This is a genomic window from Enterococcus sp. E5-162 (assembly GCF_035725965.1).
Classification (GTDB): domain Bacteria; phylum Bacillota; class Bacilli; order Lactobacillales; family Enterococcaceae; genus Enterococcus_B; species Enterococcus_B lactis.
The window spans coordinates 101,568-122,076 of the sequence record NZ_JAPRFV010000008.1 but is presented as its reverse complement, the minus strand read 5'-3'; the positions used below and the strand labels follow the sequence as shown (position 1 = coordinate 122,076).

The window sequence follows — 20,509 nt, the reverse complement described above, 5'->3', positions numbered from 1 at the left end:
TGAGTTATTCCTCTCTTGTTTTGATTTTGAATTCTGTCACTGTTTCAAATGCTGTTCCGGCTTTTAAATGAATCGAACCAAATGCTGAGAAACGCTCTGCCCCTGGAGCTGTTTGAGTCTCAAATGTGATGCCGCCGTGATGTGCCAGTTTTCGACCACGCATTTCTGGTGTTTCTGGACCGAAATTTGCAGTGAAAATAACCATACTAGAAGCATCTGTAGCGATATCTACTTGGATTTTTTTATCCGGACTAGTCAAGCGAGCAGCTTCTTTATCCAAGCCAGATTCTTTTAAGAAAAATGGATGATCGATTCCGTCAACGAGTTCTTTTTGATCCAAATCACTAGCAAAAACGGTCGCTAGTTTTTTAGGCGTTTGAAAATCGAAAGCATTCCCTGCAGTATTTTCTTTTACTCCTATAGGAATACTGTCTGCTCGTAAAGGAGCGTAAGCTTCACTATTGAGCCAAAGCTCATGTTGATCGATCGTTTGAGAAGCATCTCCCGTCAAGTTGAAGTAGACATGATTTGTCGGATTGAATAAAGTATCTTGATCACTGATGCCGCGAGTGGTCACTCGCCAGATATTATCTTGTGTCAAAGTATAACGGACTTCCACATCCAATGTACCTGGAAAACCATGTTCTCCGTCGGGACTTGTAGTAGTAAAAATGACAGCAGCTTCATTTTCGCCATTCAAAATGACATAAGACCATTTTTTTAATTCAAATCCAGGAGAACCACCATGCAGATTATGCCCAGTATTTGGATTTGTAGCTAATTGGTAAGTTTTTCCATTGAGAGAAAAGCGGCCATTTTCGATCCTCCCTGCGGTGCGACCGATAGACGCGCCGATATACGGGTCTTTTTCGATATATTCTTCAGCGGTGTCAAATCCCAAAACTAATTCTTGATCATTTGTTTTTAAACAAACGATCCTAGCACCTAAATCAGAGACAGAAAGTACTAGCTTGTTTTTATTCTCCAAGGTTATCAAATGATAACCTTGACCGAAATCTTTTTCTGTAATCTTCATTTTCAAGATCCTTTCTTAATGTGAAGGAACTACTGCATCGTGAAGTTCATCTTCCATTGTATCAGCTGGAGCCAATTTGTTTTCTAATTCCTCAACGATTTGTGCATGTTTTTTCTCTGTCAATGTAATCTTCCAAGCAAAAATAATAGCGGAGAAAATCATCAAAGCAGCAGGAGCATAGAATGCATAAGCTTTGAAAGTCGTTACGCCATGAGCAGTGATATCAGCAGCAGTAGCATTACCAGTCATCCCAGAAGCGATAGCGACAAAACCTACGATTCCGTTAGACAAAGCACCAGCGATTTTATCTAGTAAAGGACGAATAGAGAGAGTAACAGCTTCATTACGGATACCATTTTTCCATTGACCATATTCAACAGAGTCTGTGATTGTCATCAAAGCGGATAAGAAAATCAATTGTTGAGGGAAGTAGAACAATACTAACCCGATGATAACGATTGGCAAACTTGAACCTGCGATCGTAAAGAAAAAGTAGGAAGAAATCATCATTGCAATCCCGCCAAGGTAAACGTAGCGACGAGAGATGACACGTGTAAGCATTGGGAATAGTGGAACAGCTACTAAACCAAGTAAGGCAGCAACTAGACCAACGATCCAAAATTCAGTTGGTTGGCCAAGTACATATTTGAAGAAGTAGAACAATACAGCAGTCGTTGCTACATTAGCAATCGCATAAGCGATATAAGCAAGGGCAAGCCACATCAATTGATCATTTTGAGCAACTGCTTTGAACACATCTTTGATTCCGGCTTTTTCATTTTGTTGACGGATCGCAGTATCGACTTCTTTTGTTCCCAAGGCAGTGATAATTGCAGTACCGCCTGAAATAACAGCAGCAATCACACCGAACCAGAACCAACCTGAAGCGCCTTCAATATGTTTATGAGTAACAAGATAAGTAAAGAAAGTAACGATAGGGACAACGACTAGTGTAGTACCATTTGCACCTAGAGAAGAGCCGAAACGAGCAAACGTAGCAAATTTTTCACGTTCCTTTGTTTCCGTACTCAAAGCAGGAATCATTGACCAAAAAGCGATATCCTTGAATGAATAAAAACTATCCAGCAATATGAAAACGATTGCAAACAATATGATAAATAAAGTCGTATTATGAGTAGCTAAGCCAAAGAAATTGGTAAAGATTGCTACCAAGAGTACAGAACTAACAATACCACCGATAACTAACCATGGTTTGAATTTACCATATTTTGTACGGGTATTATCAATAACGCCACCAATCAAAGGATCAAAAATAATTTCAACTAAGCGGATACCTACAACTAAGCTTGTAACTGTAGCAATCATTTTTGCATTCGTTGCCTTATCTGTTCCTGCAAACATCTGGCTTGTCACGAATACCATAAAATAAGTGCTTAATGTAACATAGAATGTGTCGTGTCCAAAAGCGCCTAAAGCGTAGGACATACGTTGGATCATTTTGCTTTTCATAATCTGTATTCCTCTCCTGTTCAATATATAATACTAAGTAAACCGGTTACAACGAATAACAAAGATCTTTTAATGACTTAAACTTAACAAGAAATCGCTTCCTTTTTAATATATTTCTGTGACTTTTATTTAACTTTTTGTTGCATTATACTAAAGAAGTAAGGAGAGGGAGAAATGGAGCAATCGATTTTTTTAAAAAAGGAACATCAACAAGTAGAAAAAGAATTGTATTTTGATTTTTGCGGCTTCTCTAAAACGATGCCGTTTCATTCTTTTGGTCCTGCTATTCGCAATGATTACATCTTACACGTCGTGATGGAAGGCAAAGGATCTTATCATGTGAAAAATCAACAGTTTCAATTGAAAAAAGGAGATCTATTCTTGATTCGTCCAGGAGACTCGACATTTTACTTATCAGATGGAGAAGATCCATGGATGTATTGCTGGCTTTCTTTCGGTGGACATGCGGCAGAAGAAATCATCCGGCAGTCGCTTTTCAAAGAAGACCAGTACACGATGGTCTCTTCCGATATACAAAAATATATCGACATTATTTTAGAGTGTATGAAAGATACGGAAGAAACCTTGGAAAATGAATTACAGTTAACAGCACTAACCTACCGTTTTTTATCAGTCCTTTTAAAAGACGGCGGAAAGATCAGCGGTGGCGTACAAAAAGTTCATTCCTCCTTAGCTGTTGAGACAGTCAAATACATCGAGGCACATTATGCGGAAAATTTATCTGTTGAGGAAATCGCCCAGCATTTAGCTGTCAACCGGAGTCACTTGTCACGAGTATTCAAAAATCATATGGGCACCAGTATCAAGGAATATTTGATTGGGGTACGGATTAATCGAGGGGCGTTTCTTCTTTCCCTGACGGATGAATCCGTGGAAAGCATTGCCTACCAAGTAGGGTTCAATAGTCTAGTCGTATTTAGCCGGATGTTCAAAAAAAGTACCGGAGAAACGGCTACGAACTATCGTAAACGGATGAAAAACGAAAATTTCAAGAATATTGCTTTGGATACTTTGAAAAAACAGTTGGAAAAACAAACTGCAGTCTCTTGGACGACCTAATTTGCTTGGACAAAAGGACAAGCATCTGCAAAAGAAACTTGTGGCGGTTATGCTACACTGTAAAACGAAGACTAAAAAAGGAGGAGAAGGGATGCGTACACTTATCATCATCAGCCATCCAACGATGGAGGAATCTCTGAATCAGCAATTTTTCAAAGAAGCTTCTTCCGGTTTATCCGTTACTTGGCATCATTTAGAATCAAGTTATCCAGATGGAAAGATAGATGTAAAGGCTGAGCTACAGCTCCTGGCACAGCATGATCGAATCATTTTTCAGTTTCCGTTTTACTGGTATAGTTCCCCTGCTCATTTAAAAATTTGGCAAGATAATGTGTTGGAACAAGCAACACGTGTATTAGAAGGAAAAGAATTAGGGATCGTATTGACAACAGGTGTGGCGGAAAAGGAATATCAAGCTGGAGGGAAAGAAGAATATACGATCTCCGAATTTTTGAGACCATATCAGCGAATCGCAAACAAATTCCATATGACTTATCTTTCGCCATTCGTTTTAGCACAATTTATGTATTTATCCCAAGAAAAACGTTGGGAGAAGCTAATTGCTTATCAGCAGTATCTCTCATTGGAAGGGAAGCCATCGCTTACTCAACGGATTGACTGGTTTATTCAAAGAGTACAGGAAAATCAGAAAATGCAGGAAGAAGATTCGGAAAAACAAACATATATCATAGAAGCACTGACTGACGCAAAAGAGCAGATCGAAGACTTGAGCTTTACACTGCAAGAAATGAAAGGAACTTCATTATGACAAATGAATGGTTGATCCAACAATTAGATGAATTAAGTGAAAAATCAGAATATCAAGACCGTGCACTCTTATATGAGATAAAGAAACTGATGGCTGAGATAGATGAACGAACAACGCAGTTGCAAGGAGAAATCGACGGACGATCTTGGAATCATCTCAACTGGTGAAATTTTCTTATAAATAACAAGGATAAAAATGTGCACAATGACAATTATTTGCTACAATAAGAATATGAAGCGTTTGATAACGCTGTTATACATAAAAATTGGTGGTGAAAAAAATGTATGATGAAAATGAGTGGGGAGAAAACGTTCGGATGACCCGAAGAAGACAGCAAAAACAGGCAGCACGTAAGCGGATGATCATGATTGGGGCAGCAGTTGCCGTTTTTTTGATCATAGCAGGAGGAGTAGCAGGGCTGTATTTTCACGGGAAAAATTCGTCAGATGCAAAAAGCACGACCGTAACGGAAACAACGACAAAGAAAACAGATGCGAAACAAACAAGTGAGGCATCAACTGAAACAAAAGAAACACAAACTTCTGAAGAAAAAACAGCAGATGATTTGCCAGAGCAACTCCAAGCAATCGTCAATGATTATTCGAAAAAGATGGAAGAAAAGACACCTGTGTTGATTGAAGAATACCAAACAGAAATCCAAGGAAATCAAGAGGGCATAGCTGGTTTATCCGCAGTTGCTAACCAAAAAGCACGTGAGCTCCAAGCAATCTCCGATGAAGGAATCGGAAAATTACGTGCAGCGTATCAGTCAGCAGATAATAAAGACGGTGTAGCCTTAGATACCTTGATCAATCAGCTATCGGCTAACTATACGAATCATGTCGCTAAGATTTCCGACATATATTTGCAGACGAGCGCTTCTCTTCAAGCAGAGTCAACAAGCACACAAGAAACAGCATCTTCTGAGTCTGAGACGATAGAATCAACAGAATCTTCTGGAATGCAAGCTCGAACAACGCAAGACACAACAGAAAACACTGAAACGACTACTAGCAGTACGACGTCACAGGCTGCGACAACTGTTGTTTTAGAAGGAGAAGGTCCAAATCAAATAGCTGAGCGAACTGGCGTACCAGTAGAAACGATTTTGTCACTGAATGGGATGAGTATGGATGACTATTTCCTGACTCCCGGTGAGACACTAAAATTGAATTGATAAAAGCAATAAAAAGAACGAAGACTCCCTTGATGGAAGCTTCGTTCTTTTTATTTGGCGGTTCTTTTTTCGCGTATAAAGTAATGGATCGTCATGTAAAGCAAGAAAACGAGACCAATGATTAAAGAAATCCTTGTTTCAGGATTGATAAACATGAAAATCAACACGATAGCTAAAAAAGCAAGTGTCGCATAATTCGTGTAAGGAGACAGCGGCATTTTAAAAGGATGATCATGCATTTTATCTGCGTGAGTCTTTTTGAAGCGAATCTCACTAATCAAAATCACCACCCAAGGAACCATACCAGGTAAAATACTTGAGCTGTATACGAAAACAAAGATATTTTCGGACTGGTTGATGAACATTGGCAGAAGATAGTTTAAGATCAAACCAATCAAGATTCCGCCTGAGATGGCTACGACAGGGTAAAAAGGCGCACCATGACGAGATAATTTCAGAAACTTTTTAGACATCTTTCCATTTATCGCAAGTGTATAGACCATACGGCTTGCACTGAAAATGCCTGAATTGCAACCTGATAATGCCGCTGTAATCACGACAAAATTGATCAACCCTGCAGCAAATGTAATGCCGATTTTAGAAAAAGTTTGGACAAAAGGCGAGCCAATCTCACTCAATTGATTCCACGGATAAATACTCACGATGATAAAAATGGCACCAATATAAAAAATCAAGATTCGACCGATAGTGGATTGAACAGCTTCAATGATCGTCTTTTTAGGATTCTCTGCTTCGCCAGCAGTCATTCCGATCAGTTCGATCCCTTGATAGGAAGCAACGACGATCGATAATGCAAAGAAAAAGCCTTTGACACCGCCAGTGAAGAATCCACCGTTTTTCCAAAGATTTGAAATTCCTACCGCTTGGCCATGATTACCAAATCCAAATAAAATCACCCCAAGACCTGCAATGATCATCAAAATGATTGTTATGACTTTGATGATCGAAAACCAAAATTCTAATTCGCCAAACGCCTTGACAGAAATAAGATTTGCCAGCATAAGAAATAAGACGACAATGATGCCGGGAATAATTGCTGGCAGATTGGGCCACCAATAATTCATATAAGATCCTACAGCGATTACTTCACTTATCCCTACGACAATATATTGAAAAATATTACTCCAAGCGGTCAAGTAGCCAGCCACAGGATGGATGTACTCGCTCGCGTAATTTGCAAAAGAACCAGTCGAAGGATCGACGTAAAGCATTTCGCCTAAAGCACGCATAATCAAATACAAAAAGAATCCTGCAATCGCATAAGCTCCCATCACTGAGGGCCCTGTCCAGCGTATGGTTGAGGAGGCACCCATAAACAGACCGACACCGATCGTTCCACCTAGTGCGATCATTTGGATATGACGGGCACTAAGACTCCGAGTTAACTTTTCTTCTTCCATACAAAAACTCCTTTCGTTGTTGAGTCAACAGGAAAAATAATTAAACGTTTCAATAGATAGTTGTATTATTTTTAGGTTAGCCTTATTGAACTCTTGATGTGATTCTACAGAAAATTTTCATAAAATGCGAGGAAAATTCGAAAAAAACTTTTTCATCTTTCTACTTGTAAATGCTTTCCTTTTTAGTTAAACTATATTTAAATAAAAAGTTAGGGAAACCTAAAAAGGAGTGTAGGATTTGGAACGAACGGCCATTGAAATTCAAGACCTTTCAGCCGCTTATCAAGGGAAAACTGTTTTGAAAACCATCAATTTAACAATAAAGTCACAAAAAATCACTGGTATCATCGGACCAAATGGCGCAGGAAAATCAACATTCATGAAAGCATTGCTAGAGTTGATACCAGCTTCTACTGGTAAAGTCACTTTTTCAGGACAGCCAGTAAAATCAGTCCGTAAAAAGATAGCCTATGTGGAGCAGCGAAGCGAATTGGATCTTTCTTTTCCAATCGATGTGTTAGGCGTTGTACTTTTAGGGACGTATCCATCTTTACGAATCGGACAGCGGCCCGGGAAAAAAGAAAAAGAACGAGCAAGACAAGCATTAAAAAAAGTAGGGATGGAAGACTATGCCAAAAGACAGATCAGCGAACTATCGGGTGGTCAGCTTCAGAGAGTTTTTATTGCACGAGCTCTAGCTCAAGGCGCAGAGTGGATCTTTTTAGATGAACCATTCGTAGGAATCGATGCATTGAGTGAACGAAAAATCTTTGACATCTTGCAAGAGTTGAAGAATTCAGGAAAAACGATTCTGATCGTCCATCATGATCTTCATAAAGTAGAAGAATATTTCGATGAAGTTGTTCTTTTAAATAAACAGCTGATCGCTTCTGGTCCAGTACAAGAAGTCTTTACATCAAAGAATCTTCAACTGGCCTATGGTGAGATCATCGGACATTTAGTAAAAGGAGGAGAGAAAAAATGATCCAATCTTTTATTGATGGATTGATGAATTATCAATTTCTACAATATGCTTTGGTCACTTCTATGCTTGTAGGACTTGCTTCTGGAGTCATCGGTTCCTTTATTATTTTACGTGGGATGTCTTTGATGGGAGATGCTATCTCTCACGCAGTTCTTCCAGGTGTAGCCATTTCTTATATGTTTGGTTTTAGTTACATTTTTGGAGCCACTGCTTTTGGGATGTTGACAGCAGCGGTGATTGGTTTCGTGACACAGCGAAGCCGATTGAAAAATGATACAGCGATTGGGATTGTCTTTAGTTCGTTTTTTGCATTAGGGATCATCTTGATTTCATATGCTCAAAGTGCGACAGACCTGTATCATATTTTATTTGGGAATGTCTTAGCTGTTAGGGAGAGCGATCTGCTGCTGACAGCACTAGTCAGCGGAATCGTCTTGATATTTGTCTTTTTCTTTTATAAAGAATTGAAGATCACATCATTCGATCCAACAATGGCAAAAGCTTATGGGCTGAACACATCGCTGATCCATTATCTTTTGATGTTCTTTTTGACATTAGTGGCTGTAGTCAGTTTGCAGACGGTAGGAACGATCTTGGTGATTGCCATGTTGATCACACCAGCCGCCACGGCTTACTTGCTAACGAACCATTTACTGAAAATGATCATTACAGCTGCAGGAATCGGTATGTTCAGTGCCGTTGTCGGCGTATTTTTCAGTTATAGCTACAATTGGCCATCAGGAGCTACGATCGTGTTAGCATGTACCGCATTTTTTATCCTTGCTTTTTTATTTTCTCCAACAAAAGGAATTTTATTTCAGAAAGGAAGCAGATAGATGAAAACAAAGAAATCACTCTTTTTGATCCTGGCAATTAGTTTATTAGCATTAGTTGGCTGCGGAAAGCAAACTTCAAATCAAGCAGACGAAGTAAGTAAAGAAAAGCTGTCAGTCGTGGCAACCAATTCGATTTTGGCGGATATGGCAAAAGAGGTCGGAACAGATAAAATAGATATCCACAGTATCGTACCAGTCGGAACAGATCCGCATGAATATGAAGTACTACCAGAAGACATCAAAAAGGCAAGCGACGCAGATGTCATTTTGTACAACGGATTGAATCTTGAAACAGGTAACAGTTGGTTCGATAACTTGATGGAAACGGCTAAAAAAGAAGAAGGAAAAGATTATTTTGCAGTTAGCAAAAATGTAGAACCTCTTTATTTAACTAGCGGTGAAGAACATACAAAAGCGGATCCTCATGCTTGGCTAGACCTGTCTAACGGAATAAAATATGTGCAGGAAATCGCACGTATATTCTCTGAAAAAGATGCAGAAAATGCGACACATTATAAGCGAAATGCAGAAACATACGTGGAAAAACTAAAAAAATTAGATACACAAGCGAAGGAAAGTTTTGCTTCTATCGAAGAGAACAAAAAATTATTAGTAACAAGTGAAGGAGCATTCAAATATTTTTCAAGGGCTTATGATTTGCCAGCAGCATATATATGGGAAATCAATACAGAAAGCCAAGGCACGCCTGACCAAATGAAAGCAATCATTGATCAGGTAAGAGCAAAAGAAGTGCCAGTTTTATTCGTGGAAACTAGTGTAGATCCAAGAAGTATGGAACGAGTAGCAAAAGAAACGGGTTTGGAAATTTATGATAAATTGTTCACTGATTCTATAGCCAAAGAAGGGGAACAAGGAGATTCTTACTATCAGATGATGAAATGGAACATCGAAACAATCCATGAAGGTTTATCCCAAACAAAAGAGAGCTGAAAAACGCAAGGTCTGGCTTAAGGAGCGGACCTTGCGTTTTTTTACAAGAAACCGGAAAAAATTATGATGTTTTTCGGCGTACAGATACCCTTTTTGAGAAAATTCCGTTATAGTTAGAGTAAGGAAGGAAGGTGTGGCTATGAATTTTACACGTAAAGATAAATATACGATTAAAGAAGAAGTATTTCGATTGATCAACCAGCAAGAAAATACTGACAAGGATCAAGACCTTCAATTTCTTGAAGCAGAATTAGCTAAATTATTCATAGCAAATCAAAACGAGACAACAGAACCAGATGAAGAGCTGTACATAGGCAAATGGTTGTTTGATGAATTTCAGCCTTTAGATGAAAATACCGGTATCGGTTATTTTGTGTTCCTTTCTCCAGTCGGCTTCACACCTGGCGTATTAGTTAAACAAAACGACGAAATCACCGTCAAAGCATGGCCTGCTTTGTTTTCAGTAATCAAAGCAGAAGGAGTAATCAAAAAGATCCAGTCGGCCTATTATAAAAGTCAATTTATTGCCAACAGCAAATTAATGAATATGTTTTATAACCGCCTAGTAGAAATTGCCAGACCCGGGAAGATCCCGCAAACATTCACGTATACGCAGCAAAAAAATCTCTATGAAGAAGTACTGTATTCCCGCGATCTGTCTGAGTTTTCACCATGGGAAGAGGTAAGACTCCATGAATTGTTAAGTACAAAACCAGTTTCTTTGAATTTTTTCAACGCATTGGATAACAAAAGAAAATTGATTTCGACAAATTATTGGGAAGTATTTGCTGCAAGAAAAAAATGGATGGAAGAAAAGAAGATTGCTGATCAGCAAATCCAGTTTGTCCAACTGAAAAAAGAAAAACTATATTATGGATTATACAGCCGTTAACAGCAAGCGAGGAAGACCATGACATTAAAAGAAGAAATCATACAAGAAAGCAAACGATTAGGAATTGACAAGATCGGGTTTACGACGGCGGAGCCTTTTGATTCATTAAAAGAGTCGTTGGAAGAGCAAAAAGCAGCCGGACATACTTCTGGTTTCGAACACCCAAATATCGATGAGCGACTTTACCCAGAAATGACATTTGATCAGCCAAAATCAATCATTTCCATTGCTCTTGCGTATCCTACTAGGATCCATGAAGAAGTACCTAGGGATGAAAAACGGGGGCAATTCGCTCGTGCCTCATGGGGGATCGACTATCATGATATACTGAGAGACCGATTGAATCGATTGATCGAATTCATCCAAACAAGAGCAGAAAAATGGCAAAAAGAAGAGGAATGGCGTCTAGCTCCGCAAGTAGACACTGGGGAACTGATCGATGTCGCTGTAGCACAGCGAGCTGGATTAGGATTTATCGGCCGAAACGGATTGCTGATCACCGAAGAGTTCGGTTCATTTGTCTATCTTGGTGAAATCGTCACTAATATCGTATTTGAGCCGGATAAACCAGGAGAGTTTGGTTGCGGTGACTGTATGCGCTGTGTGACTGCTTGTCCGACGAAAGCATTGCTTGGTGATGGCAGAATGAATGCACAGCGATGTTTATCTTATCAAACGCAGACAAAAGGGATGATGCCCGAAGAATATCGGAAAAAAATGCGAAATGTCATTTATGGATGCGATATCTGCCAGTTAGTCTGCCCTTACAATCAAGGAAAAGATTTTCATTTTCATGAAGAGATGGAACCAAAAATAGATGAAGTATATCCAAAATTAAAGCCGATGCTGTCGATGTCGAATAAAAATTTCAAGCAGCAATTTGGGCATTTAGCCGGTTCGTGGCGTGGAAAAAAACCTTTGCAGAGAAACGCATTGATCGCTTTAGCTAATCTAGGAGATCGAACGGCATTGCCTGAGATTTCAGAATGTTTAACGGATGTCCGCCCTGTCATCAGAGGAACAGCAGCTTGGGCTATTGGACGTCTCGGAACAAAAGAGCCAGAAAAATGGCTTGATGTATTAGATGAAACATTAGCTAAAGAATCGGAAGAAGTCGTCATAAATGAACTAGAACATGCACAAAAATTGTTGCGGAGAAAGTTAAAATAAAAAAATAGTAAGCATTATTCATTGTTTTTGTCCAGTAATTGTTGTAACAATTACTGGTTTTTTTGTATTTTTTACGTTTTTTTAATAGAATTTGATAAAAATCAAACATTTTTTTCCTTTTTTTTATGGATTATTGCAGTAAATATTACAGAAAACGTATTTTTTATTCAAAAATAAAAAAACACAGAAAAACGATTACTTTGCTTATATAACAACGATCTGATGGTTTTACATCAAAAAAATTTTTGTTCAAATGTTACAAATATTAAATAATCCGTCATTTTGTCATTAAATGTCATGATTCTTTTACCTATGAAATATTTCTAAATGATAAAGTTAATAGCGTCGAAAGAATAAAAAACGGAGAAAAAAAGGAGTTTAATATGAATTCATTTAAGAAAATTGTTTTAGGTACAACTTTTGCTGCTGGTGCTACTGCAATGTTTGTAGGAACTACAAATGCTCACGCTGATGAAGTTTACACAGTAAAATCAGGTGATTCATTATCTAAGATTTCACAAAAATTTGCAGGAGACAACTCAATGATCGATGCAATTGCTGAAAAGAATTCAATTGCAGACATCAACCGCATTTATGTTGGTGAACAATTAACAATCCCAACTTCAAATGATTCTTCAGCAACAACAGAAAGCAACACAACAGAAAATACAGCATCTACAACTGAAACAGCAACGCAAGAACATACATACGTTGCACCTGTTGAAACAGTTGAAGTAGCTCCTGCTGCCCCAGCTGTTGCAACGGCGCCAACTTCAAGCTCTGCAAAAGAATGGATCGCACAAAAAGAATCAGGCGGTTCATACACAGCTACTAACGGACGTTACATCGGCCGTTACCAATTAGATGCTTCATACTTAAACGGCGACTATTCAGCTGCCAATCAAGAACGTGTAGCAGAACAATACGTAACATCTCGTTATGGTTCATGGGATGCTGCTAAAACATTCTGGTTAGCAAACGGTTGGTACTAAGCCGATAAAAGAAAAATGATGAAACCGAGAGTCTTGTTTATTCAAGTTCTCGGTTTTTTTTATGAAAAATAAATGATTTGTTTCCCTCTGCACAGCAGTACAAATAAAAACTCGGATAATGTATAATAAAGAAAACGCTTTTTTGTTTAGGGGATGAGGAGGAGCCATGAGTACAAAAGAGAGTCTCGAACTAGAGAAAATCACAAGTGAAAATCCACTGTTATCCAGTATTCGATCCATTGTTGAAACGGCATTCTACGGTAATAATGTGCAAAAAGTTTTTGACAGGGAAACAGCTTATCAACTAGCAAAAGGGAGTCCAGGAACGATCATCACAGATTTAACGGTCTCACATGCTGAAGAACTAGATTTACCAGCTGACGCTAGGACACTAGTATTCAATGATGGGAGTATTGTAGGAAGAACAGCAAGTGCTCGGCGTATCTTTGAGGACTTGGACAAGGAGCAAAGTAAATATGAGAAGATCTTGAGAGAAGCCGTGTATCAAAGTCGAAAGCGACAATTTTATCATACAAAAGTAATCGTTGGTCTATCTGAAGAATTTTCTGTACAAAGTCATTTGTTGATTCCAGAAGGATTTGAGAACAATCTGTATTCTTATATACTGAATTTTCAGCCAGCGAATGCGAAGATTTTGGCTACTTATCAAAAATCTGTGTCCTTTGACGAGGGAGATCTTTATATCTTTTGTGATCCCGAATGGACGCATGAAGCCTTTCCCAATGGACTCGTTTTATTTGATTCTCTCCATAATACAGCTGCTGTGCTAGGATTACGTTACTTTGGGGAATTAAAAAAAGCGACTTTGACGCTTGCTTGGGCATTGGGGAGTCGCAATGGTTTTATTGCCTGTCATGGCGGGATGAAACAATATACTAGTAATGATCAGACTTATACGATGGCTGTATTTGGGTTGTCCGGTTCTGGAAAATCAACGATCACCTTAGCACAACATTCGGAAGGGCACTCTGTTACGATCCTACATGACGATGCTTTTGTTATTTCTAGAAAAAATGGTTTTGCTACTGCCTTGGAACCTTCTTACTTTGATAAAACACAAGACTATCCGTCTGATGACCCGGCCATTTCTTTTTTCCTTACTTGTCAGAATGTGGGCGTGACATGTACAAGTAAAGGAGAAAAAGTTCTAGTGACAGGAGATATACGAAACGGAAATGGACGGACAGTCAAATCACGTTATGCGACACCAGACCGAGTCAATCATCTTAGCGAAAAGATCGATGCTGTTTTTTGGATCATGAAAGATGATTCACTTCCGCCAATTATCAAGATCAATGACCCGGTTTTAGCAGCGTCTTTTGGTGCAACATTAGCAACAAAACGATCAGATGCGGAAAATATCACTACAAAAAGACAGCTAGATGAGTTAGTCATTGAACCATTTGCTAATCCTTTCCGTGTCTATCCTCTTAGGGAAGACTATCAAGCTTTTCGAGAGTTGTTTTTGAAACAGCAAACAGCCTGCTATGTCTTGAATACTGGATACTTCGATGATAAAAAAATTAAACCTGAAACGACATTGTCAATCGTTGAAAGAATCGTGCAAGAAACGGCAGAATTCAAGTCGTTTGGTCCGTTTGAAGATATCCACTATTTACCTATACCAGATTTTCCTGTTTCTTTTGAGGATACATCCTATAAAAATCTGGTGAAACAACGACTTGATATTCGTTTACGATTCATTGAAGCTCAGATAGGAAAAAATCTCTTGCCAGATGAAGCAAAAGAAAGTTTGGAGAATTTGATTCAGAAATTGAACTAAAATAACAGCTTTTTCAAGAAGTAATCTATGCGCAATATCGCTCGGGATTCTTACTTGAAAAAGCTGTTTTTCTATGATGGATTTTTCGTAATATAGGTGGAGATGTCCTTTTGATAATCTTCCGTAGGCCAATGACCAGTATTTAAGAAGTTGGCTAATAGATAGCCGATATAAGGACCTGTCGTCAAACCAGAAGAGCCTAGACCGCTAGCAGCCAGTAGACTTGGGTCATCTGGCAATACGCCGAAGAATGGGGAAAAATCTGACGTATAGGCACGGATGCCTACACGGAACTCGTATGGCCAGTTTTTTATCTGATCTGAATCAGCCAAGAACTGTTCTGTACTCTTAGTCAATCCCTTATAAGCTTCGCTAGTAGGAGCCAAATCCCAGCCTTGATCGTTCTCATGGGTAGCACCTAAAAGGATCTTTCCGTCCATGAAAGGAATGAAATCAGCTTCTCCGTCAAGCATAGCAACAGGCCAGTCTTGACTCATCTTATAAGATGTCTGAAATGCTAAAAGCTGCCCTTTTTGCGGACGTATATCTGCAGAATAGCCTAAATTTTTTAATAGAGGCTTAAGTGCAGGACCAGGTGTCAAGATTACGCGGTCAGCTGTGTATTCTCCAAATGGTCCCTTGATGAGCCAAGAATCGTTCTTCTTATGCAAGGTGACTTTTGCCTGGATCTGCTCGATTTGTTTTTGTACTAAACGCTGACCAAGATGTTCTAAATATGCTTTTCCATCCAGACGACCGCCACCACTGATACGCAGTGAAACTGCTGGCTTCAATAACGGAAGAGCTTGGGATGTCTGTTCAGGTGAAAGCCATTCGATGTTTCCAATTTCTGGTGCTTCTTCTTTTCGTTTCTCCGCAAGAACAGCTAATTCAGCTAAATCTTTTTCAGGTCGAAGCAAAAGTGTCCCTGATTGTGCATAAATCGTTTGATCAAGTTGGAAATCTTTTATGAGTTTAGGGAAAAAAGCAGCGCCGTCTTTAGCCAGACGATACCATTGTTTGTTTCTGCGTTTTGACAACCAAGGGGAGATGATCCCAGCGCTTGCTTTCGTTGCCTGTCCTGTCCCTTCATCAAACAAAGCAACATCGAATGTTGATGTGTCCAAGTAATTGGCTAGGGTCATACCAATGATCCCGCCACCGATAATGGCAATTTTTTCCATAAAAAAGCCTCCTTTTACAAACAACCATTTTCACACAAAAAAACGGCAGATGCAACACCTGCCGTATATGGAAACTACGCTTTTTTAGCAAAAAACAGAGAATAGACGAATCGAGCAAAGCTGATAAGAAGCAACAGCAATAAGACGCCCAATGCCGCTTTTGATCCTAATGTAGTAGACACTTCGTAACTATGGGAAGTATGATGCTGAACATAATTGATAATAACCGCTACTAATGAAGTAGCCACAGCACCAGAAAACTGTTGCAAGGTATTGAACATTGCATTCCCGTCTCCTTGCAGTTCTTCATTCAGTGCATTCATTCCAGTCGTCATCATATTGCTGTAAGACAATCCTATACCGACCATATAAAAAACATGACAGGCAATCAATACACCCAATGAAGCGTGTCCGATAAGCAGGAATAATGCTAGCCAACCAATCAAAGAAAGGATCAGTCCAGCAAAAATTGGCTTCTTCGGACCATATTGATCCAGCATTTTACCAGAAAAAGGAGAAAGCAAAGCACCAACCGCTGCACCGGGAAGCATGGCTAATCCAGCGACAAAAGGACTGCTTCCTTGAACGATCTGAAGGAAATTCGGTAAGACAAAAGACACACCAAGTAATAAAAACTGATAAACCAAGAAACCAATCAAAAACAAACGGAATGTTTTATTTGAAAGAATGGACAGTCGGATCAGCGGATGTTCCACTTTTTTACTTCGATAGTAAAATAGGAACCAGCCAATCCCGCCGATGATCAAAGCAATCCAACTAGAAAGTGTTCCCAACGTACTCAAAAATGTCAGACTTCCACTAAACAAAAGAAAGATTCCTAAAACGCTCCACCAATCCAAATAACCTTTTTTTTGTACTGCCATCTCGGGAATAGCAAACCAGCCGATAATCAAAGAAAGGATCAAAATGGGCACAAGAAACAGGAAAATATGATTCCATGTAAAATGGGAAGTCATAATGCCTCCGTAAGTGGGGCCAATCGCTGGAGCAATGGCCGTTGTCAAAGTACCGACACCCATCATCGCGCCTCGTCGATTGAGGGGGGCAAATGTCAAGATAATATGGAACATCAACGGAAGAGCGATACCTGTCGCTGCCCCTTGGAGCAATCGACCAAACAATAGGACCATGAAGGTAGGAGAGAAGAAGTCGATCATTATACCTGCCAAGAAAAGCAGATTTGAAGCTAAAAAGAGTTTTTTGAGACTAAAATTGCGATTCAAATAAGTAGATAGCGGAACAATGATCGAAATCATCAAAAGATAAATCGTTGTTACCCATTGGACTTGTGCGGTCGTTAAATCAAACTGTCTAATAAGAGTGGGGAAAGTTACATTCATGGCCGTCTCGATCAATACGCCCGCAAAAGACATCATCCCTGTTGCAATTACTGCAGGTACTAAAAGCAGCTGTTTTTGTTTCGTCATTTACATCACCTCTAAAAAATTTCGTAAAAAAAGAGAGTGATTTCTATTATAAAAATAGAAACCGCCTCTCTCTCGACACGCCGAAACGTGTTATCTGTACGATTTATTTACTTAACTTATTCTAGCACAAACTGAAAAATAGTGTCAACACGATTAGCCAAGTCACTCAAAAAGAGGTATGATAATAAATAACTAAATGGAATTTCTCGGAGGAAGAAAAATGGAAAAAATCGAATGGCGTAAAGACAAGAGCTATAGTATGAAAAAAAGCCCGCAAATACTAGAGGTTCCTAAAAAACCATTCTTTAGCATCAGAGGGTTCGGGGATCCGAATCAGGAAGACTTTAAACGAAGAGTAGCCTGTCTATATGCAGTCAGCTATGCAATACGCATGTCGCCTAAAAAAAATTGGCTGATTCCTGATTATCAGCTGTATACTGTCTATCCATTGGAAGGACAATGGGGACTGCAAGAAAAGTATTTGCATGAACCAGTGATGAAAAAAGAACATTTTTCTTATCAATTGATGATCCGACAGCCTGACTTTGTTACAGAAGCGATAGCACAAGAAGCCATTCAGCGTTCTCTGAGCAAACTTCCGGAAGACTTGAGAGAACAAGTAGCATTCGGAAAGATGGAAGAAGGTCTTTGTGCCCAAATCTTACACATCGGTTCCTATGATGAAGAACCAGAATCCTTTGAGAAATTAGAAGCATTCATTGCAGAAGAAGGCTATCAAAGAACTTCTAAAGAACATAAAGAAATCTATATCAGCGATCCACGAAAATCTGCACCTGAAAAAATGAAGACGATTTTGCGTGTCAAAATAGAAAAAGGATAGCAACCTGAATAAAACCGAAAAAATAAAAGTAAAAAATACCAAAATGAGAAGAAATATTACTTGTCTTTTGCTATAATCAATATTGAGAGGTGTCTAATATGAAAAAAAAACAGCGACAAGCATTGATCCGCCAAATGATTACAGAACAACCGATTGGGACACAGGAAGAGCTGCTTACACGGTTGCATGAAGCAGGTGCCGATGTGACTCAAGCTACGATTTCTCGAGACATCAGAGAAATGAAGTTAGTAAAAAGCCAAAATGAAAATAAAATAGTATGCTATACATTATTTAACCAACCATCTGTTTCTTTAAATGAAGAACGTTTGCGTACGGCAATTAGGCGTGAGGTTTTACGTATACAGTCTGTTCAATTCATGGTCATCGTATTGACTGAACGAAATGGCGCTGATGTGGTAACGAATTGGTTAGACGAAGTTGCTTATCCCGAAGTTGTTGGAACGATGGCAGGTGTAGATACATTCATTATTATTTGCCGCTCAGAAGAAGAAGCACAGCGGTTTGCGGAAAAATTAGAAAAAATGAGGGAATAAATGAGGAGGACTTTTATATGCAAGATATGAAAGCGCTACAAAACGGATCGGATATTCGAGGGATTGCATTACCAGTTGAAGGTCATGAAGTCAATTTGACGACAGACAGGGTAGAAAAGATCGGCTGGGGACTAGCAAACTGGCTAAAGAAAAAGAAGAAATCAACTAATCCGACTAAAAAATGGACGATTGGGATTGGTCATGACAGCAGGATCAGCGGACCAGCACTAAAAGAGGCGTTGATCCAAAGTCTGAAAGAACAAGGGATACATGTCATTGATTTCGAATTAGCTACTACGCCAGCTATGTTTATGTCCACTCAATTTGAACAATTCTCATGCGACGCTGCGGTCATGCTGACTGCTAGCCATCTTCCTTATTATTACAACGGAATAAAATTTTTTACCTCAGAAGGAGGAGCAGAAAAAGAAGATATTGCTTATATCCTGTCACAACAGCAAAAAATAAACAGTGAACAAGTAGGAAGTGTGGAAAAAGCAGACCTTTTGATACCTTATGCGCAAGATTTAGTCACAAAAATCAAAAAAGGGATGGGAACACAAGATGACAAACCACTAAAAGGTTGGAAAATCATCGTGGATGCTGGAAATGGTGCTGGAGGATTCTTTGCTGAAAAAGTATTGAATAGCTTAGGCGCTGATACAACAGGATCTCAATTTTTGGAACCAGATGGTCGATTTCCTAATCACATCCCCAACCCTGATAACAAAGAAGCGATGGAAAGTATCAAGCAGGCTGTTTTAGCAAATGAAGCAGATCTTGGGATCATTTTTGACACAGATGTGGATCGTTCAGCTGTGGTCAGTGCTTCTGGAACAGTCATCAATCGAAATAATTTGATCGCAGTATTAAGTACGATCGTATTAAAAGAGCATCCAGAAACAAGGATCGTAACGAATTCGCCTACTTCTTCTCATCTACAAAAATTCATTGAAGAAAAAGGAGGTACCCAAATTCGTTATATTTCCGGCTATCGAAATGTAATCAATAAAGCATTAGAACTTAATCGTCTTGGGAAAGATACACAGCTAGCCATCGAAACAAGCGGACACGCTGCATTCAAGGAAAATTATTTTCTGGATGATGGTGCATATGTCATCGCGAAGATCCTGATGCTTTTGCCAGAATTAAAAAGAAAAGGTATCACATTAGATGAACAAATCAAAGAGTTGAAACAGCCCGTAGAAGTACAAGAAATCCGACTAAAATTGTTCAGCGATGAACCACGCGAACAAGGAAACAAGATATTAGAAGAAATGAAGCGACTGCTGGAAGAAGAAAAAGGGATGAACTTCGACCCGGCAAATGAAGAAGGTATTCGGTATAATCTGCAAGAACCTTATGGAAGCGGTTGGTTTTTGATTCGTTTAAGCTTACATGAGCCGTTGTTAGTATTGCAGATAGAAAATGACGAAAGCGGAAAGAACCAGCTAGTGTTAGAAAAACTAGCAAACTTATTCGGACATTTTTCTGATCTTGGATCATTACCAGCAGAATAAACCAAACTTCTTGAAAGGTAGTTGCTTGGACAACAAAAAAAGTGGTAAGGTTAAACCGAGTGCTGGTAAGGTGGCCAGCAAAAGGAGGAAAAAAATGGTAACGAATATGGTTATTTTTTTAACAGTATTGGTCTATGGGGTCAACTTTCTGGTATATATGTATCTTAAAATCAATCATATAAAAGATTATTTAGAAAAGATTGCTATTTATTTTGGAACGAATATGACCCTGTTGTTCACGAGTGGCATCTTTTTGTTTTTTGGAAAAATAGTAGAAGACGGTATTCTGGTATTTGAATAAGCAGAATTTTTGTAGAAAGCGCCTTACTTGTCATACACTATAACTATAGCAAGTAGCAAATGGTCAATCGAAAGGAGC

Annotated in this window: 20 protein-coding genes; 15 read left to right on the top strand and 5 right to left on the bottom strand. The window is 39.0% G+C overall.

The genetic code is table 11. From position 1 onward, the window contains the following. Positions 1-4: 4 nt before the first annotated feature. Positions 5-1,036 carry an aldose epimerase family protein gene (locus OZZ83_RS09360; protein WP_002313341.1) on the bottom strand — a complete coding sequence of 344 codons (1,032 nt, stop codon included), beginning with the start codon at positions 1,034-1,036 and terminating at the stop codon, positions 5-7. 15 nt (positions 1,037-1,051) lie between these two features. Beyond that, the gene (locus OZZ83_RS09355) at positions 1,052-2,506 is read right to left on the bottom strand and encodes a glycoside-pentoside-hexuronide (GPH):cation symporter (protein WP_002316516.1); all 1,455 of its coding nucleotides are present in this window, start codon (positions 2,504-2,506) and stop codon (positions 1,052-1,054) included. A 174-nt stretch (positions 2,507-2,680) separates the two neighbouring features. On the opposite strand from OZZ83_RS09355, the gene OZZ83_RS09350 reads away from it, so the two are divergent. The 4 genes from OZZ83_RS09350 (at position 2,681) to OZZ83_RS09335 (ending at position 5,532) form a co-directional block, all read left to right on the top strand. Further along, on the top strand, positions 2,681-3,586 hold the full coding sequence (locus tag OZZ83_RS09350) for an AraC family transcriptional regulator (protein ID WP_002308128.1): 906 nt from the start codon (positions 2,681-2,683) through the stop codon (positions 3,584-3,586). 91 nt (positions 3,587-3,677) lie between these two features. Then, complete coding sequence (locus tag OZZ83_RS09345) at positions 3,678-4,355, top strand: NAD(P)H-dependent oxidoreductase (RefSeq protein ID WP_002308129.1); 678 nt, start codon at positions 3,678-3,680, stop codon at positions 4,353-4,355. Then, on the top strand, positions 4,352-4,522 hold the full coding sequence (locus OZZ83_RS09340) for a hypothetical protein (protein WP_002291423.1): 171 nt from the start codon (positions 4,352-4,354) through the stop codon (positions 4,520-4,522). Before OZZ83_RS09345 ends, OZZ83_RS09340 begins: the two co-directional genes overlap by 4 nt. A gap of 113 nt (positions 4,523-4,635) precedes the next feature. After that, positions 4,636-5,532, top strand: coding sequence for a LysM peptidoglycan-binding domain-containing protein (locus tag OZZ83_RS09335; protein ID WP_002308132.1), 897 nt, complete (start codon positions 4,636-4,638; stop codon positions 5,530-5,532). Between the two features lie 50 nt (positions 5,533-5,582). Here the strand turns inward: OZZ83_RS09335 and OZZ83_RS09330 are convergent, their stop codons facing one another. Further along, on the bottom strand, positions 5,583-6,953 hold the full coding sequence (locus OZZ83_RS09330) for an amino acid permease (protein WP_002308133.1): 1,371 nt from the start codon (positions 6,951-6,953) through the stop codon (positions 5,583-5,585). A 238-nt stretch (positions 6,954-7,191) separates the two neighbouring features. On the opposite strand from OZZ83_RS09330, the gene OZZ83_RS09325 reads away from it, so the two are divergent. The 7 genes from OZZ83_RS09325 (at position 7,192) to OZZ83_RS09295 (ending at position 14,583) form a co-directional block, all read left to right on the top strand. Continuing rightward, a complete protein-coding gene (locus tag OZZ83_RS09325; protein ID WP_002308135.1) occupies positions 7,192-7,938 on the top strand; it encodes a metal ABC transporter ATP-binding protein in 747 nt (248 codons plus the stop codon). Further along, a complete protein-coding gene (locus OZZ83_RS09320; protein WP_002308137.1) occupies positions 7,935-8,774 on the top strand; it encodes a metal ABC transporter permease in 840 nt (279 codons plus the stop codon). The genes OZZ83_RS09325 and OZZ83_RS09320 overlap by 4 nt, the downstream gene beginning before the upstream one ends. Next, positions 8,775-9,725, top strand: a complete 951-nt coding sequence (locus OZZ83_RS09315; RefSeq protein WP_002334966.1) for a metal ABC transporter substrate-binding protein — start codon at positions 8,775-8,777, stop codon at positions 9,723-9,725. Between the two features lie 139 nt (positions 9,726-9,864). Continuing rightward, positions 9,865-10,617, top strand: coding sequence for a hypothetical protein (locus tag OZZ83_RS09310; RefSeq protein WP_002308140.1), 753 nt, complete (start codon positions 9,865-9,867; stop codon positions 10,615-10,617). Positions 10,618-10,635: 18 nt separating this feature from the next. Continuing rightward, positions 10,636-11,787: a tRNA epoxyqueuosine(34) reductase QueG gene (gene queG, locus OZZ83_RS09305; protein ID WP_002308144.1), complete on the top strand. Its 1,152-nt coding sequence runs from the start codon at positions 10,636-10,638 to the stop codon at positions 11,785-11,787. Between the two features lie 383 nt (positions 11,788-12,170). Next, complete coding sequence (locus tag OZZ83_RS09300; RefSeq protein WP_002308148.1) at positions 12,171-12,779, top strand: LysM peptidoglycan-binding domain-containing protein; 609 nt, start codon at positions 12,171-12,173, stop codon at positions 12,777-12,779. 166 nt (positions 12,780-12,945) lie between these two features. Continuing rightward, positions 12,946-14,583, top strand: coding sequence for a phosphoenolpyruvate carboxykinase (ATP) (locus OZZ83_RS09295; RefSeq protein ID WP_002313344.1), 1,638 nt, complete (start codon positions 12,946-12,948; stop codon positions 14,581-14,583). A gap of 71 nt (positions 14,584-14,654) precedes the next feature. Here the strand turns inward: OZZ83_RS09295 and OZZ83_RS09290 are convergent, their stop codons facing one another. Both OZZ83_RS09290 and OZZ83_RS09285 read right to left on the bottom strand, forming a co-directional pair. Continuing rightward, a complete protein-coding gene (locus OZZ83_RS09290) occupies positions 14,655-15,767 on the bottom strand; it encodes an NAD(P)/FAD-dependent oxidoreductase (RefSeq protein ID WP_278023612.1) in 1,113 nt (370 codons plus the stop codon). Positions 15,768-15,841: 74 nt separating this feature from the next. Next, complete coding sequence (locus OZZ83_RS09285) at positions 15,842-17,215, bottom strand: MFS transporter (RefSeq protein ID WP_123830760.1); 1,374 nt, start codon at positions 17,213-17,215, stop codon at positions 15,842-15,844. Positions 17,216-17,435: 220 nt separating this feature from the next. Between OZZ83_RS09285 and OZZ83_RS09280 the strand changes: the two genes are divergently transcribed. The 4 genes from OZZ83_RS09280 to OZZ83_RS09265 all read left to right on the top strand — a co-directional run bounded on the left by OZZ83_RS09280 (position 17,436) and on the right by OZZ83_RS09265 (position 20,431). Continuing rightward, on the top strand, positions 17,436-18,056 hold the full coding sequence (locus tag OZZ83_RS09280) for a GyrI-like domain-containing protein (protein ID WP_002344575.1): 621 nt from the start codon (positions 17,436-17,438) through the stop codon (positions 18,054-18,056). Positions 18,057-18,154: 98 nt separating this feature from the next. After that, entirely contained in the window at positions 18,155-18,610 is a 456-nt protein-coding gene (locus OZZ83_RS09275; RefSeq protein ID WP_002308154.1) for an arginine repressor, read from the top strand. A 17-nt stretch (positions 18,611-18,627) separates the two neighbouring features. After that, positions 18,628-20,130: a phosphoglucomutase gene (locus tag OZZ83_RS09270; RefSeq protein ID WP_002308155.1), complete on the top strand. Its 1,503-nt coding sequence runs from the start codon at positions 18,628-18,630 to the stop codon at positions 20,128-20,130. 94 nt (positions 20,131-20,224) lie between these two features. Next, the gene (locus OZZ83_RS09265; protein ID WP_002308156.1) at positions 20,225-20,431 is read left to right on the top strand and encodes a hypothetical protein; all 207 of its coding nucleotides are present in this window, start codon (positions 20,225-20,227) and stop codon (positions 20,429-20,431) included. Positions 20,432-20,509 lie beyond the last annotated feature (78 nt).

Coding starts and splice junctions, on each gene's coding strand:
- OZZ83_RS09350 (WP_002308128.1), top strand. CDS start 2,681: ATGGAGCAATCGATTTTTTTAAAAAAGGAACATCAACAAGTAGAAAAA.
- OZZ83_RS09310 (WP_002308140.1), top strand. CDS start 9,865: ATGAATTTTACACGTAAAGATAAATATACGATTAAAGAAGAAGTATTT.
- OZZ83_RS09335 (WP_002308132.1), top strand. CDS start 4,636: ATGTATGATGAAAATGAGTGGGGAGAAAACGTTCGGATGACCCGAAGA.
- OZZ83_RS09320 (WP_002308137.1), top strand. CDS start 7,935: ATGATCCAATCTTTTATTGATGGATTGATGAATTATCAATTTCTACAA.
- OZZ83_RS09275 (WP_002308154.1), top strand. CDS start 18,155: ATGAAAAAAAAACAGCGACAAGCATTGATCCGCCAAATGATTACAGAA.
- OZZ83_RS09345 (WP_002308129.1), top strand. CDS start 3,678: ATGCGTACACTTATCATCATCAGCCATCCAACGATGGAGGAATCTCTG.
- OZZ83_RS09285 (WP_123830760.1), bottom strand. CDS start 17,215: ATGACGAAACAAAAACAGCTGCTTTTAGTACCTGCAGTAATTGCAACA.
- OZZ83_RS09355 (WP_002316516.1), bottom strand. CDS start 2,506: ATGAAAAGCAAAATGATCCAACGTATGTCCTACGCTTTAGGCGCTTTT.
- OZZ83_RS09330 (WP_002308133.1), bottom strand. CDS start 6,953: ATGGAAGAAGAAAAGTTAACTCGGAGTCTTAGTGCCCGTCATATCCAA.
- OZZ83_RS09270 (WP_002308155.1), top strand. CDS start 18,628: ATGCAAGATATGAAAGCGCTACAAAACGGATCGGATATTCGAGGGATT.
- OZZ83_RS09340 (WP_002291423.1), top strand. CDS start 4,352: ATGACAAATGAATGGTTGATCCAACAATTAGATGAATTAAGTGAAAAA.
- OZZ83_RS09315 (WP_002334966.1), top strand. CDS start 8,775: ATGAAAACAAAGAAATCACTCTTTTTGATCCTGGCAATTAGTTTATTA.
- OZZ83_RS09295 (WP_002313344.1), top strand. CDS start 12,946: ATGAGTACAAAAGAGAGTCTCGAACTAGAGAAAATCACAAGTGAAAAT.
- queG (WP_002308144.1), top strand. CDS start 10,636: ATGACATTAAAAGAAGAAATCATACAAGAAAGCAAACGATTAGGAATT.
- OZZ83_RS09280 (WP_002344575.1), top strand. CDS start 17,436: ATGGAAAAAATCGAATGGCGTAAAGACAAGAGCTATAGTATGAAAAAA.
- OZZ83_RS09290 (WP_278023612.1), bottom strand. CDS start 15,767: ATGGAAAAAATTGCCATTATCGGTGGCGGGATCATTGGTATGACCCTA.
- OZZ83_RS09300 (WP_002308148.1), top strand. CDS start 12,171: ATGAATTCATTTAAGAAAATTGTTTTAGGTACAACTTTTGCTGCTGGT.
- OZZ83_RS09360 (WP_002313341.1), bottom strand. CDS start 1,036: ATGAAGATTACAGAAAAAGATTTCGGTCAAGGTTATCATTTGATAACC.
- OZZ83_RS09265 (WP_002308156.1), top strand. CDS start 20,225: ATGGTAACGAATATGGTTATTTTTTTAACAGTATTGGTCTATGGGGTC.